This window comes from Stenotrophomonas bentonitica (assembly GCF_002887735.1).
Classification (GTDB): domain Bacteria; phylum Pseudomonadota; class Gammaproteobacteria; order Xanthomonadales; family Xanthomonadaceae; genus Stenotrophomonas; species Stenotrophomonas bentonitica_A.
The window spans coordinates 41,791-54,843 of record NZ_PKQP01000007.1; the positions used below are offsets into that span (position 1 = coordinate 41,791).

Here is a 13,053-nt window from a genome sequence, read left to right on the forward strand (position 1 = left end):
GTGCCGGTGGAAAGATACCGCCTGGCGACCGGCGCCAGGCGTGAAATCAGCGCGGGGACAGGGTCAGCAGCAACGCCTTGGCGGCACTGAAGCGGTCTTCAGGCAGCGGCAACGGGTGCTTGATGCGCAGCTTGTCCGGCCCATCCATCGTATACAGCTTGGGCTGCTTCTGGATCAGCTGGATCACCGCCATCGGGTCGATCTCCGGCTTGGGATTGAACACGATGCGGCCACCGTTCTCGCCCAGTTCCAGCTTGCGGATACCCAGCACGTTGGCCTGCAGCTTGAGCTCGGCGATGGCGAAGAGGTGCTTGGCCGGGTCCGGCAGCAGGCCGAAGCGGTCGATCATCTCCACCTGCAGTTCGCGCAGCTCACCGCTGTCGCGCGCGCTGCTGATGCGCTTGTACAGGGTCAGTCGGGTGTGCACGTCGGGCAGGTAGTCGTCCGGGATCAACGCCGGCACATGCAGTTCGACCTCGGCACCGCGCGCTTCTTCGCCCGCATCCAGGTCCGGCAGTTTGCCCAGGCGGATGCTGCGCACCGCCCGTTCGAGCAGTTCGGTGTACAGGCTGAAACCGACCTCGGCCATCTGCCCGCTCTGGTCTTCGCCGAGCAGTTCGCCGGCACCGCGGATCTCAAGATCGTGGGTGGCCAGGGTAAAGCCAGCGCCGAGTTCGTCCATCGAGGCGATCGCCTCCAGGCGCTTTTCGGCATCGGGCGTCATCGCGCGCTTGTCCGGCACCACCAGGTAGGCATAGGCACGGTGGTGCGAACGCCCCACACGGCCGCGCAGCTGGTGCAGCTGGGCCAGGCCGAAGCGGTCGGCGCGGTTGATGATGATGGTGTTGGCGTTGGGGATGTCGATGCCCGATTCGATGATCGTGGTCGACAGCAGCACGTTGAAGCGCTGCTTCTGGAAGTCGAGCATCACCCGCTCCAGCTCGCGCTCGGGCATCTGCCCGTGCGCGATGCCGATGCGGGCCTCGGGCACCAGCTCGGCCAGCTCGCGCTGCATGCGGCCGATGCTCTCCACGTCGTTGTGCAGGAAGTACAGCTGGCCACCACGGGCCAGCTCGCGCTGGAACGCCTCGCGCAGCAGCGCGTTGTCCCAGGCGGTGATGAAGGTCTTGACCGCCAGGCGGTTCGGCGGCGGCGTGGCGATGATCGACAGATCGCGCAGCCCGGCCATGGCCATGTTGAGCGTGCGCGGGATCGGCGTGGCGGTCAGCGTGAGCAGGTGCACGTTGGCGCGCATCGCTTTGAGCGCTTCCTTCTGGCGCACACCGAAGCGCTGCTCTTCATCGACGATGACCAAGCCCAGATCCTTGAACTTCACGTCCGGCTGCAGCAGCCGGTGCGTACCGACGATCACATCGATGGTGCCGGCCGCGACCTTCTCCAGTTCGGCCTTGATCTCCTTGGTGGATTTGAAGCGCGACAGCACCTCCACCTTGAGCGGCCAATCGGCGAAACGATCGCGGAAGTTGCGGTAATGCTGTTCGGCCAGCAGCGTGGTCGGCACCAGCACGGCCACCTGCTTGCCTGCACTGGCCGCGGCGAACGCGGCGCGTACGGCGACTTCGGTCTTGCCGAAGCCGACGTCGCCGCAGACCACGCGGTCCATCGGCTGGCTGCTGGCCAGATCGCGCAGCGTCGCGTCGATCGCGGCGAGCTGGTCGGGCGTCTCCTCGAACGGGAAGCCGGCCGCGAACGGCTCGTACATCGCGCGGTCCACGTGCAGCGCCAGGCCGGCACGGGCACGGCGACGCGCCTGGATTTCCAGCAGTTCGGCGGCGACGTCGCGGACCTTTTCGGCGGCCTTGCGCTTGGCCTTGGTCCACTGCTCGCCACCGAGCGAATGCAGCGGTGCGGTTTCCGGCGAGGCACCGGAATAGCGGCTGATCAGGTGCAGCTGGGCGACCGGCACGTACAGACGGTCGCCCTTGGCGTATTCGATTTCCAGGAACTCGCCGGGCATGCCGCCGGCATCGAGCACGATCAGGCCGCGGTAACGGCCGACACCGTGATCTTCGTGCACGATCGGCGAGCCTTCGCTCAGCTCGCCGAGGTCGCGGATGATCGCTTCGGGTTCGCGCCCGGCGCGGCGGCTGCGGCGCTGCTGGCCGGCCCGTTCCGGGAACAGCTGGCGCTCGGTGAGCACCGCGATCGGCGGGTTCTCCAGCGCGAAGCCGTCTTCCAGCGGCGCCACGGTGATGCCGAAGCGCACGCTGTCATCGGCCAGGAAGCCGGGCAGGTCGGCGACTACCGGCGGCTTCAGCTCCGCGGCGAGCAGTACTTCCAGCAGCGCTTCGCGGCGGCCGGCGGAATCGGCGGCGATCAGCACCCGGCCCGGGTAATGCCCGATGAAGGATTTGAGCGCTTCCCCGGCCGGCGCATCACGCGCGGCGACCGGCAGCGCAGGCAGCGGCTGGTCGCCCAGCGGCTGCGCATCGGCGATGCGGTCGTGATCCGGCGGCCAGACTTCCACGCGGGCCAGCCCGTTGAGCGTGGCGCGCAGCTGTTCGGGGCTGGCGTACAGCTCTTCCGGGGCCAGCAGCGGGCGCTCCACATCATGGCGGCGCTGTTCGTAGCGGTTCTGGGTCTGCGCCCAGAAGGCGGCAGCGGCCTCGAACACGTTCGGCGCGAGCACCGGCAGTACGTTGGGCTGCAGGTAATCGAGCAGGGTCGCGGTCTGGTCGAAGAACAGCGGCAGGTAATACTCGATGCCGGCCGGTGCGATGCCGGCCTTGAGATCCTGGTACAGCGCGCTGCGGCGGGTATCCACGTCGAAGCGTTCGCGCAGCGTAGCGAGCACCCGCGAGACGCTGAGATCGTCCAGCGGCACTTCGCGGCCGGGCAGCATGTGCACGGCCTCGACCTTGTCCAGCGAACGCTGCGATTCCGGATCGAAGGCGCGGATCGAATCGATGTCTTCGTCCAGCAGTTCCACCCGCAGCGGCGCATCGGCACCCATCGGATAGACATCCAGCAGGCCGCCACGCACGGCGAAATCACCCGGGTCCATCACCTGCGGCACGTTGCGGTAGCCGGCCGATTCCAGGCGGCGCTTTTCCGCATCCAGATCCAGCCGCTGCCCAACCGTCAGGTCGAAGCTGCCGCCGATGACGTACTTGAGCGGGGCCAACTGCTGCAGCAGCGTCTGCACCGGCACCACGACGATGCCGCGCTTGAGCGCGGGCAGCGCGTGCAGCGCCGCCAGGCGCTGGGAAATGATGTCCGGATGCGGGCTGAAGGCGTCGTAGGGCAGGGTTTCCCAGTCCGGGAAGGCCACGATCGGCACATCGCCGGCACTGCCCAGCAGGGTGTGCAGGTCGGCTTCGATCTGGTTCGCGCCATGGTTGTCGCGCGCGACCACCAGCAACGGCCCGTCGTGCGACTGTGCCGCGCGGGCGATGTACCACGCCAGCGCTGTCGCCGAAGCGGGAGCGCGCCACCAGGCGCGGAGCTGTCCAGGACGTGGCAGCGGCGGAGCGGGATAGGAGGTGCGTGACATGAACCGTCGATTTTAGCAGACCGCAACGTGGCGGCCGCGTCATCCAGCGGCGGCAAGCGCAGGGACGATCCGTTGCCGGCCGTGCTGATAGTGCCGGGAGTGCGGTAGTGCCGGCCGCTGGCCGGCTCTAGGCGATGCATGATGTCCGCGAGCCGGCCAGCGGCCGGCTCTACGGATCAGGATCAGGGCGCGGACACGCGCCCCCGTTTCAGCTGTCCAGTTCCAGCACCATGCGCACCAGGCCCGGGGTGCCGTTCGGGTGCGGGATCGGCTGGAAGCCCAGCGAGGCGGCCAGCTGCTTCATCGGCTCGTTCTCTTCGGCGACATCGCCGTACAGACGATCCAGGTACTTGCCGCGCGCCCATTTGACCAGTTTGCGCATCAGCTGGCGGCCCAGGCCCTGGCCGACCAGGAAGCGGCTGACCAGGATCGCGTACTCGGCTTCGCGGGTGCCGGGAATGATCGAGGCGCGCGCAACCGCACCCACCACGGCTTCACCGGCGGGCAGGGACTCGGCCGCGACCAGGGTGATTTCGCTCTTGGGATTCGGGTGGGTCAGGCGCTGCGTCGTTTCCGGCGACAGTTCGGTCACCGACTGCAGGAAACGGTCGCGGATCTCTTCCGGACCGAACAGACTGAACGCGGCATGCAGCGGCGGGCCGTCTTCGGGCCGGATGGGGCGGATCAGCAGCTCGTGGCCACTGGGTGCCTTGAAAATCTCGTGCCAGGGCGGCATGCGGTTACGGGTAGCCATACCGGTGATTCCTTGGTGGTCTTCGGATTCTCGCATCCCGGGGGCAGCGTTCCGTGAACGGATCACTCACGCCGTGTCGGCCGGGAGGCGCCGGCCAGGCCGGGGTGCCGGCCTGGGATTCAGGGGGTCATTCGGCCTGCTTGAGCCACTGCAGGCGGGTCGAGGCGCCTGCCTCGCCCAGGTGCTGCTTGAGCGCCGGCATCGCCGGGGCCAGCACCTGGTCGAACTGCCACGGCGGGTTGAGCAGCAGCATGCCGCTGCCGTTGAGCCGCAGCGGGGAGTCGTCCGGGCGGATCAGCAGCTCGGCGGTCAGCACCGATTTCACCGGCAGGGCGCAGGCCTTGCGCAGGAAATGCAGGATGGTCCGGCGCTGCTTGATCGGGAACCAGATCGCGAAGCTGGCCTGCGGCCAGCGCCCCAGGATCTCGGTCACCGAGGCCAGGATGGCCTGGTACTCGGCGTCCTGCCCTTCGTAAGGCGGGTCGATCAGGACCAGCCCGCGGCCGATCTTCACACCGTTGGCCTTGGGCGGCAGCAGTTTCTTGTTCTGGGCATAGCCATCGGCGTGGTACACGCCGACCCGGCTGTCATGGGCGAACAGTGCCTTCAGCGCCGCGGCCTCGGCGTCCTGCACTTCGCAGACGGCCATGCGGTCCTGCTCGCGCAGGGTCTGGGCGGTCAACAGGGGCGAGCCGGGATAGCTGATCATCGCCCCGACCGGGTTGTCGGCTTGGACCGCCTTGAGGTAGCGCTCGACCACGGCCGGCAGCTGGGGCTGGGCCATCAGGCGCATCACGCCGTCTTCGGCCTCCAGCGTCTTGCGGCTTTCCTCGCTGGCCAGCAGGTAGCGGCCAGCGCCGCCGTGGGTGTCCAGCACGAAGAACGGGCTGTCCTTGCGCTTGAAGGTGTCGAGCAGGGCAAGCTGCACGATGTGCTTGAGCACATCGGCATGGTTGCCGGCATGGAAGGCGTGGCGGTAATTCATCGGCGCAGTGTACGGGGCGGCGGGCCCAGCGGCTATGCTGCGCGCATGAGCCACCCCCTGCACAACGTCCTGGTGGTCGAGGACGAAACCGCCATCGCCGACACCGTCCTGTATGCGCTGCGCAGCGAAGGCTACGGCGCCGAGCACTGCCTGCTCGGCGGGCAGGCGCTGGCCCGCCTGCGCCAGCACGCCTTCGACGTGGTGGTGCTGGATGTCGGCCTGCCGGACATGAGTGGCTTCGAGGTCTGCCGCACCCTGCGTACCTTCAGCGAGGTGCCGGTGATCTTCCTGACCGCCCGCAACGACGAGTTCGATCGCGTGCTCGGCCTGGAACTGGGTGCGGATGACTACATGGCCAAGCCCTTCTCGCCACGCGAGCTGGTGGCACGGGTGCGCGCGCGCCTGCGCCGTGCCGCGGCCCCCGCCGAGACGTCGGGCTGGCAGCAGCACGGCCGCTTTGCGATCGACCGCGAGGGCAGCCGGATCCGGTTCGGCGACCAGCCGCTGGACCTGACCCGCTACGAATACGCGCTGATGGCCGCCCTGCTGCAGCGACCCGGCGCGATCCTCAGCCGCGCCCAGTTGATGGACCGTGGCTGGGACAGCGACGCCGACAGTGCCGACCGGACCGTCGATACCCACGTCAAGACCCTGCGCGCCAAGCTGCGTGCCGCCGGTGCCGAGACCGACCCGATCCGCACCCACCGTGGCCTGGGCTACGCACTGGAGGTGTAGGCATGCGGCTGGGCCTGAAACTGTTCCTGGGCTTCTTCCTGATCGTGGGCATCGCCGCGTTCTTCGTGATGCGCATCTTCGTCAACGAAGTGAAGCCGGGCGTGCGCCAGGCGATGGAATCGACCCTGGTCGATGCGGCCAACGTGCTGGCGGAAATGGCGGCGGCCGATCTCAAGGCCGGGCACATCCGCGACGGCCGCTTCGTCGCCGACCTGGCGCGTGCGCAGCGACGCGACCCCAAGGCGATGGTGTGGCGCTTTCCCAAGCGCACGCTGGATTACCAGGTCACCATCACCGATGCCAAGGGCATCGTGGTGTATGACTCGACCGGCCGCGATGTCGGCCGCGACAACTCGCGCTGGAACGATGTCTATCGCACCCTGCGCGGCGAGTACGGTGCGCGGTCCAGCCCGGAAACCCCCGGCGACGATACCCACTCGGTGATGCACGTGGCCGCGCCGATCTTCGATCCCGCCGATGGCCGCCGCTTGATCGGCGTCCTCAGCCTGGCCCAGCCCAACCGCAGCATCGATCCCTTCATCGCGGCCAGCCAGCGCGCCATCATCAAGCGTGGTGCGTGGTTGATCGGCTTGTCAGCGCTGATCGGCCTGCTGATGACCGCGTGGCTGATGCACGGGGTGAACCGGCTCAACCGCTATGCCAAGGCCGTCAGCGCTGGGGAACCGGTCCCGCCGCCGAAGCCGCGCCGCGATGAGATCGGCGATCTGGGCCAGGCCCTGGAAACCATGCGCCGCAAGCTGGAAGGCAAGGCCTACGTCGAGCAGTACGTGCAGTCGTTGACGCATGAGATGAAGAGCCCGCTGGCGGCCATCCGCGGCGCGGCCGAGCTGCTGCAGGAGCCGCTGCCGGATGCCGACCGCGCGCATTTCGCCCGCAGCATCGAAAGCCAGGCACAGCGCCTCACCGAAACCATCGACAAGCTGCTGGCGCTGGCCGAGGTCGAGCAGTACGGCTGGCTGCAGAAGCATGAGCGCCTTGCGTTGGCGCCCTTGCTGCAGGCCGCGGCCGATGCGGTGGCGTTGCGTGCGCAGGCGGCCGGCGTAGCGATCCGGGTGGAAGCCGGGGCCGAAAGCATCCAGGGCGATGGCTATCTGCTGCGCCAGGCACTGAACAATCTGCTGGAGAACGCGGTGGCCTTCTCACCGGCCGGCACGGTCATCGCGCTCGGTGCGCACGCAGAAGGCGATGGCATCGCCCTGACCGTGGCCGACCACGGCAGTGGCGTGCCGGACTATGCGCTCGACCGCGTGTTCGAGCGCTTCTATTCGCTGGCGCGCCCGGGCACCGGCCAGCGCAGCTCCGGCCTCGGCCTGTCCTTCGTGCAGGAAGTGGCGCGCCTGCACGGCGGGCGCATCAGCCTGCGCAACCGCGAGCAGGGCGGCGCGCAGGCGGTGCTGTGGCTGCCGTCGCGGCTGCCCTCGGTACCGCCGCGGCGCTGACCGCGCCACTTCACACAGACTTCAACGTCGGCACAAACCCCGCACACCGGCGCGCGGGAAGCTGGCCCCCTCCCAACCGAGGACGGGTCATGAAATCCCTGAAGATGCTGTTGCGGTTCGCCATCGTGGGCGGACTGATCCTGTTGCTGCTGATTCCGCTGAGCCTGATCAAGGGCGTGATCCGCGAGCGCGAGGCCTACCGCGACGAGGCTTACCAGCGCGTGGCGCAGAGCCGTGCCGGCGCGCAGATCCTGACCGGCCCGATCCGGGTGGTGCCGTGGACCGAAACCCGCGAGGTCGAGGTGGTGGACGCGGCAGGCACCAAGAAAAAGGAGAAACAGGTCGAGCAGGGGCAGTGGCTGCAGATGCCGGCCACGCTCAAGGTGGACGGCGTGATGCAGCCGGACGAGCGCCGCGTCGGCCTGTTCCGCGTGCCGGTCTACAGCTGGAAGGCGACGATCAGCGCCGAGTTCGCCGATGACGACTATCCCGTGAAGGCAGGCCGCGTGTATGGCGCCCCGTTTCTGACCGTGGGCATCGCCGACGTGCGCGGTCTGGTCGGCTCGCCGAACCTGCGTGTGGATGGCTCGGCCTTGGCGCTGCTGCCCGACGCTGGCGGCGTCAGTGGCATCGGCACTGGCCTGCACGTGGGCCTGCCGGGCCTTGAGGATGAGCGCGGTGGCGTGCTCAAGGGCAGCAAGGTCGAGCTGGAGCTGGTGCTGGATGGCACGCGCTCGCTGTCGGTGGTGCCGGTGGGCGATGACAGCCGCATCGCGCTGCGCTCGCCGTGGCCGCATCCGCTGTTCGGTGGCAGCTTCCTGCCCAACGAGCGCAAGGTGGATGCACAGGGCTTCGATGCACAGTGGGCGGTGTCCTCGCTGGCGTCGCGCGCCCAGCACCAGCTGCGCAACCGCCCGGACATCGATGCCGAGGCCGTGAGCGTGGAGCTGGTCAATCCGGTCGACGTGTATACCCAGGCTGATCGTGCCAGCAAGTACGGCATCCTCTTCATCCTGCTCACCTTCGTCGGCTTCATCCTGTTCGAGCTGATCAAGCAGCTGCGCATCCACCCGCTGCAGTACCTGATGGTGGGCCTGGCGCTGGCGATCTTCTTCCTGCTGCTGCTCAGCCTCTCCGAGCACATCGCGTTCTGGCAGGCCTACGCGCTCTCGGCCCTGGCATGCATCGGCATCCAGACCGTGTATCTGTCCGGCGTACTGAAGAGCTGGCAACGCGGCCTGGGGTTTGCGGTGATGCTCAGCGCCCTGTACGGCGCGCTGTATGGCCTGCTGATCTCGGAGAACAACGCGCTGCTGATGGGCTCGCTGCTGTTGTTCGGCGTGCTGGCCGCGGTGATGTGGGTGACCCGTCGGGTGGATTGGTACGAACTCGGCGCACGCCTGAGCTGAGCAACGATGATGAGCCTGCATCGCTGTCTGCACGAACGTATGCGCCGGGCGCTCCCCGCGCGGCTGGAGGTGGCCTCGCTCCTGGAGGGGGAGGCTTCGGGCTGGCCCTCACCGTTGATGGCGCTGCCCGGCGTGCAGGGAGCGCCGGGGCTGGTGCGCTTCGGCCTGGCGCCGGCCACCTGCGCGGCCATCGCCGCACACGGGCTTGGCTTCCTGGAACAGGCACGGCAGGCGCGTGGGCGCCTGCCGATCCCGCACTGGTGTGGCGCGTACCGGCCGTGGCGCGAAGGTGCGCAGGCCCTGCGCGAGATCGGCATCCGCGGGCTGCCGGGTGACTGGCCGGTGCATGCCCCGGTCTACGCCAGCGCCTCGGTGGACCGCAGCCGCTGGCTGCTGGTGCTGCCCACCCGCAGCCAGCTCTGGTACGGCTGGATGGAATGACCATGACTCTTGGCCCGGGGGCACCGGGCCGGTGCTCGATAGACTCGGGGATTGTTCGTGGTCTGGCCGAGAGGCGGGGGTAATCGTGTTCAAGTGGGGCATGTTGAGCGTGGCATTGGCACTGAGCGGCGTCGCCGGTGCACAGACGAAGGAAACGGTGGACCTGGACATGGTCAGCCGCATCCGCCAGGAAGCCTTCCACCGGTCGCAGGTGATGGCGACCTTCAGCCATCTGACCGAGCAGATCGGTCCGCGCCTGACCAATTCCCCGGCCATGGGCGAGGCCAACACCTGGACCCGCAGCAAGTTCAACGAGTGGGGCCTGGTCAATGTGCATGACGAGGCCTTCGATGCATTCGGCCGCGGCTGGGAGTTCAGCAACGCCAGCGTGGAGCTGCTGAGCCCGCGCGTGGCGCCGCTGTATGCGCTGCCGAAGGCCTGGACCCCGGGCACCAACGGCCCCGTGGAAGGCGAGGTGATCAAGGTCGAGATCAAGAAGCTGGCCGACCTGGATCAGTACAAGGGCAAGCTCGCCGGCAAGATCCTGCTGCTCAACGATGCACGCGATTACGAGCGGGCCACCACGTCCGATTCGCACCGCCACGACGACGCCGGCCTGGCCGAGCTGCAGGTCTTCGCGGTGCCCAAGGACGTCGCCGATGCCAAGGCCGACCGTGCCAAGAAGGCCAAGGAATACCTTGAAAAACAGGAGCTGACCCGCGCCACCAATGCGTTCTTCGCCGAGCAGGGCGTGCTGGCCACGATCAGCATCAGCGGCTGGGACAACGGCATCATCCGTGTGGGTGGCGGCGGCTCGCGCAAGGCCGGTGAACCGGTCGGTGTGCCCGAGCTGGCGATGATGGCCGAGCACTACAACCAGCTGGTGCGCGCGGTGGACCAGAAGCAGGCGGTCAAGCTGCGCGTGAATGTCGAGGCCCGCTTCACCGACGAGCAGGACAAGCCCGGCTACAACACGCTGGCCGAAATCCGCGGCAGCGGCAAGGCGGACGAGATCGTCATGCTGGGCGCGCACATGGATTCCTGGCACACCGGCACCGGCGCAGCCGACAATGCCGCCGGCGTGGCGGTGATGATGGAAGCCATGCGCATCCTCAAGGCGGTGGGCGCCAAGCCCAAGCGCACCATCCGCGTGGCGCTGTGGAGTGGCGAGGAGCAGGGCCTGATCGGCTCGCAGGACTACGTGTCCAGGCACTTCGCGCGCTACCCCGAACCGACCGACCCGGCGCAGCTCAAGCTGCCGGCCTCGATGCGTGAGCCGACCGGTGCCCTGCAGCGCCAGCGCGATTACGACAAGTTCTCGGCGTACTTCAACATGGACAACGGCTCGGGCCGCTTCCGCGGCATCTACGCGCAGGAGAACCTGGCCGCGGTGCCGATCTTCGAAGCGTGGCTGGCCCCGTTCCATGACGTGGGCGCCACCACCGTGGCGACCCGCAATACCGGCAGCACCGACCACATCGCGTTCGATCGCGTCGGCCTGCCCGGGTTCCAGTTCATCCAGGACCGGCTGGACTACTTCACCAACGTCCACCACAGCAACCTGGATACCTGGGACCACGCCGAGCCGGAGGACCTGAAGCAGGCCGCCGCGATCGTGGCTTCGTTCGTCTACAACGCGGCGATGCGCGATGAAAAGCTGCCGCGCAAGCCGTTGCTGACCCCCTGAGGGCCAACGCGTGGACCGCCTGGAACGGGCGGTCCATGCCATCCCGGGCGAGGAGTGCCCGGTTTGCGGCCGGGGCGGGGTAAAATTGCCGGGATTCCGTTTCCCGCCCTGAGCCCCCCATGACCTGCCGCACCCGTTTTGCCCCCAGTCCCACCGGCTACCTGCACATCGGTGGCGCCCGCACTGCGCTGTACTGCTGGCTGGAGGCCCGTCACCGTGGCGGCGAATTCGTGCTGCGCATCGAAGACACTGACCGCGAGCGCAGCACCCAGGGCGCGATCGACGCGATCCTGGAGGCGATGGAATGGCTGGGCCTGGGCTACGACGAAGGCCCGATCTACCAGACCCAGCGCGTGGCCCGTTACCAGGAAGTGGCCGAGCAGCTGGTCGCGCAGGGCAAGGCGTATTACGCCTACGAGACCAAGGAAGAACTGGACGCGATGCGTGAGGCCGCCATGGCCAAGCAGGAAAAGCCGCGTTACAACGGCGCCGCGCGCGATCTGGGCCTGCCGTACAAGGACGACCCGAACCGCGTGATCCGCTTCAAGAATCCGCTCGAGGGCACGGTGGTGTTCGACGACCTGATCAAGGGCCGTATCGAGATCGCCAACAGCGAGCTGGACGACATGGTCATCTTCCGCCCGGACGGCTTCCCCACCTACAACTTCGCGGTGGTGGTGGACGACTGGGACATGCGCATCAGCGAAGTGATCCGCGGCGATGACCACATCAACAACACCCCGCGCCAGATCAACCTGTACGAAGGCATCGGCGCGCCCGTGCCGAAGTTCGGCCATATGCCGATGATCCTGGACGAGCAGGGCGCCAAGCTGTCCAAGCGCACCGGCGCGGCCGACGTGATGCAGTACAAGGACGCCGGCTACCTGCCCGACGCGCTGCTGAGCTATCTGGCCCGGCTGGGCTGGTCGCACGGTGACCAGGAGCTGTTCAGTCGCCAGGAGCTGATCGATCTGTTCGACGTGACCAACTGCAACTCCAAGGCCGCGCGCCTGGACATGGCCAAGCTGGGCTGGGTCAACCAGCACTTCCTGAAGACCGAAACGCCGGAGAGCATTGCCCCGCACCTGGTCTACCAGCTGAACAAGCTGGGCCTGGACCTGAACGCCGGTCCCGCGCCGGCGGACGTGGTGGTGGCGCTGCGCGACCGCGTGCAGACGCTGAAGGAAATGGCCGAGAAGGCGGTGGTCTGGTACCAGCCGCTGACCGAGTACGACGAAGCGGCGGTGGCCAAGCACTTCAAGCCGGGTGCGGAACTGGCGCTGGGCAAGGCCCGCGAGCTGTTGGGCGCGGCCGGCGAGTGGACGGTGGAGAGCGTTTCGGCGGCATTGCACGACGTCGCCACGGCGCTGGAGATCGGCATGGGCAAGGTGGCGCAGCCGCTGCGCGTGGCCATCACCGGCACCCAGGTCAGCCCCGACATTTCGCAGACGGTGTTCCTGGCCGGGCGTGAAGAGGCCTTGAAACGCATCGAGGTCGCACTCACTAAAGTACCGACGGCCTGACCACAGGAGACCGCGCATGTCCGCCAAGACCGCTTGTACCGCTCCGCACCATCACGTTCACGACGCCTCCGACTTCGTGAAGGTGGTCGAACGTGTGTGCTCGGAACGCGGGCTGCGGCTGACGCCGATCCGCGCGAACGTGCTGCGCCTGATCGCCGAGGCCGGGAAACCCGTCAAGGCGTATGAGTTGCTGGAGTGGGTGCGCAATGGCAAGGGCGTCGGTGCCGACGCCCCGCCGACGGTGTACCGCGCGCTGGATTTCCTGATGGCCAATGGCTTCGTGCACAAGCTGGAATCGGTGAATGCGTTCGTGGCCTGCCACCATCCCAGCAGTGCCCAGCATTCAGTGCCGTTCCTGATCTGCAACAGCTGCCACAGCGCGGTGGAGCTGGAGGACAAGGAAATTGTCAGTCAGCTGGAAAAGCGGGCCAAGGAGCTCGGGTTCCAGCCGCAGGCGCAGACGCTGGAAGTGCATGGCCTGTGCGCGCGGTGTGCGGGGTAAGGCAGGTACCGACCGTGGGGTGCTGCATCCGCCGGTAGGTACC

The 13,053-nt window shown here is 67.8% G+C and carries 10 protein-coding genes; 7 read left to right on the forward strand and 3 right to left on the reverse strand.

All coding sequences use genetic code 11. The annotated features are described in order from the left end of the window. Positions 1-46 precede the first annotated feature (46 nt). The 3 genes from mfd to C0R07_RS13630 all read right to left on the reverse strand — a co-directional run bounded on the left by mfd (position 47) and on the right by C0R07_RS13630 (position 5,253). Positions 47-3,514: a transcription-repair coupling factor gene (mfd, locus tag C0R07_RS13620; protein ID WP_070473348.1), complete on the reverse strand. Its 3,468-nt coding sequence runs from the start codon at positions 3,512-3,514 to the stop codon at positions 47-49. A 208-nt stretch (positions 3,515-3,722) separates the two neighbouring features. Continuing rightward, complete coding sequence (locus tag C0R07_RS13625) at positions 3,723-4,268, reverse strand: GNAT family N-acetyltransferase (RefSeq protein ID WP_019184458.1); 546 nt, start codon at positions 4,266-4,268, stop codon at positions 3,723-3,725. A gap of 127 nt (positions 4,269-4,395) precedes the next feature. Continuing rightward, positions 4,396-5,253: a 23S rRNA (adenine(2030)-N(6))-methyltransferase RlmJ gene (locus tag C0R07_RS13630; protein ID WP_019184457.1), complete on the reverse strand. Its 858-nt coding sequence runs from the start codon at positions 5,251-5,253 to the stop codon at positions 4,396-4,398. Positions 5,254-5,298: 45 nt separating this feature from the next. Here C0R07_RS13630 and creB point away from each other — a divergent pair, with 45 nt between their 5' ends. From creB to C0R07_RS13665, 7 genes are all read left to right on the forward strand, one after another. Then, on the forward strand, positions 5,299-5,988 hold the full coding sequence (gene creB, locus C0R07_RS13635) for a two-component system response regulator CreB (protein ID WP_070473347.1): 690 nt from the start codon (positions 5,299-5,301) through the stop codon (positions 5,986-5,988). Positions 5,989-5,990: 2 nt separating this feature from the next. Continuing rightward, complete coding sequence (creC, locus tag C0R07_RS13640) at positions 5,991-7,448, forward strand: two-component system sensor histidine kinase CreC (protein WP_070473346.1); 1,458 nt, start codon at positions 5,991-5,993, stop codon at positions 7,446-7,448. Between the two features lie 89 nt (positions 7,449-7,537). Further along, positions 7,538-8,857 carry a cell envelope integrity protein CreD gene (creD, locus tag C0R07_RS13645; RefSeq protein ID WP_019184454.1) on the forward strand — a complete coding sequence of 440 codons (1,320 nt, stop codon included), beginning with the start codon at positions 7,538-7,540 and terminating at the stop codon, positions 8,855-8,857. A gap of 9 nt (positions 8,858-8,866) precedes the next feature. Continuing rightward, positions 8,867-9,298, forward strand: a complete 432-nt coding sequence (locus C0R07_RS13650; RefSeq protein ID WP_070473522.1) for a hypothetical protein — start codon at positions 8,867-8,869, stop codon at positions 9,296-9,298. A 100-nt stretch (positions 9,299-9,398) separates the two neighbouring features. Then, positions 9,399-10,985 (forward strand): M28 family metallopeptidase, encoded by a 1,587-nt coding sequence (locus C0R07_RS13655; protein ID WP_070427558.1) that lies wholly within the window; start codon positions 9,399-9,401, stop codon positions 10,983-10,985. Positions 10,986-11,104: 119 nt separating this feature from the next. Continuing rightward, entirely contained in the window at positions 11,105-12,508 is a 1,404-nt protein-coding gene (gltX, locus tag C0R07_RS13660; RefSeq protein ID WP_070473343.1) for a glutamate--tRNA ligase, read from the forward strand. A gap of 16 nt (positions 12,509-12,524) precedes the next feature. After that, complete coding sequence (locus C0R07_RS13665; RefSeq protein WP_019184450.1) at positions 12,525-13,010, forward strand: Fur family transcriptional regulator; 486 nt, start codon at positions 12,525-12,527, stop codon at positions 13,008-13,010. Positions 13,011-13,053 lie beyond the last annotated feature (43 nt).

What these genes read in the sequence shown, in the direction of transcription:
- mfd (WP_070473348.1), bottom strand. Translation starts at nt 3,514, where the DNA reads ATGTCACGCACCTCCTATCCCGCTCCGCCGCTGCCACGTCCTGGACAG.
- C0R07_RS13625 (WP_019184458.1), bottom strand. Translation starts at nt 4,268, where the DNA reads ATGGCTACCCGTAACCGCATGCCGCCCTGGCACGAGATTTTCAAGGCA.
- C0R07_RS13630 (WP_019184457.1), bottom strand. Translation starts at nt 5,253, where the DNA reads ATGAATTACCGCCACGCCTTCCATGCCGGCAACCATGCCGATGTGCTC.
- creB (WP_070473347.1), top strand. Translation starts at nt 5,299, where the DNA reads ATGAGCCACCCCCTGCACAACGTCCTGGTGGTCGAGGACGAAACCGCC.
- creC (WP_070473346.1), top strand. Translation starts at nt 5,991, where the DNA reads ATGCGGCTGGGCCTGAAACTGTTCCTGGGCTTCTTCCTGATCGTGGGC.
- creD (WP_019184454.1), top strand. Translation starts at nt 7,538, where the DNA reads ATGAAATCCCTGAAGATGCTGTTGCGGTTCGCCATCGTGGGCGGACTG.
- C0R07_RS13650 (WP_070473522.1), top strand. Translation starts at nt 8,867, where the DNA reads ATGAGCCTGCATCGCTGTCTGCACGAACGTATGCGCCGGGCGCTCCCC.
- C0R07_RS13655 (WP_070427558.1), top strand. Translation starts at nt 9,399, where the DNA reads ATGTTGAGCGTGGCATTGGCACTGAGCGGCGTCGCCGGTGCACAGACG.
- gltX (WP_070473343.1), top strand. Translation starts at nt 11,105, where the DNA reads ATGACCTGCCGCACCCGTTTTGCCCCCAGTCCCACCGGCTACCTGCAC.
- C0R07_RS13665 (WP_019184450.1), top strand. Translation starts at nt 12,525, where the DNA reads ATGTCCGCCAAGACCGCTTGTACCGCTCCGCACCATCACGTTCACGAC.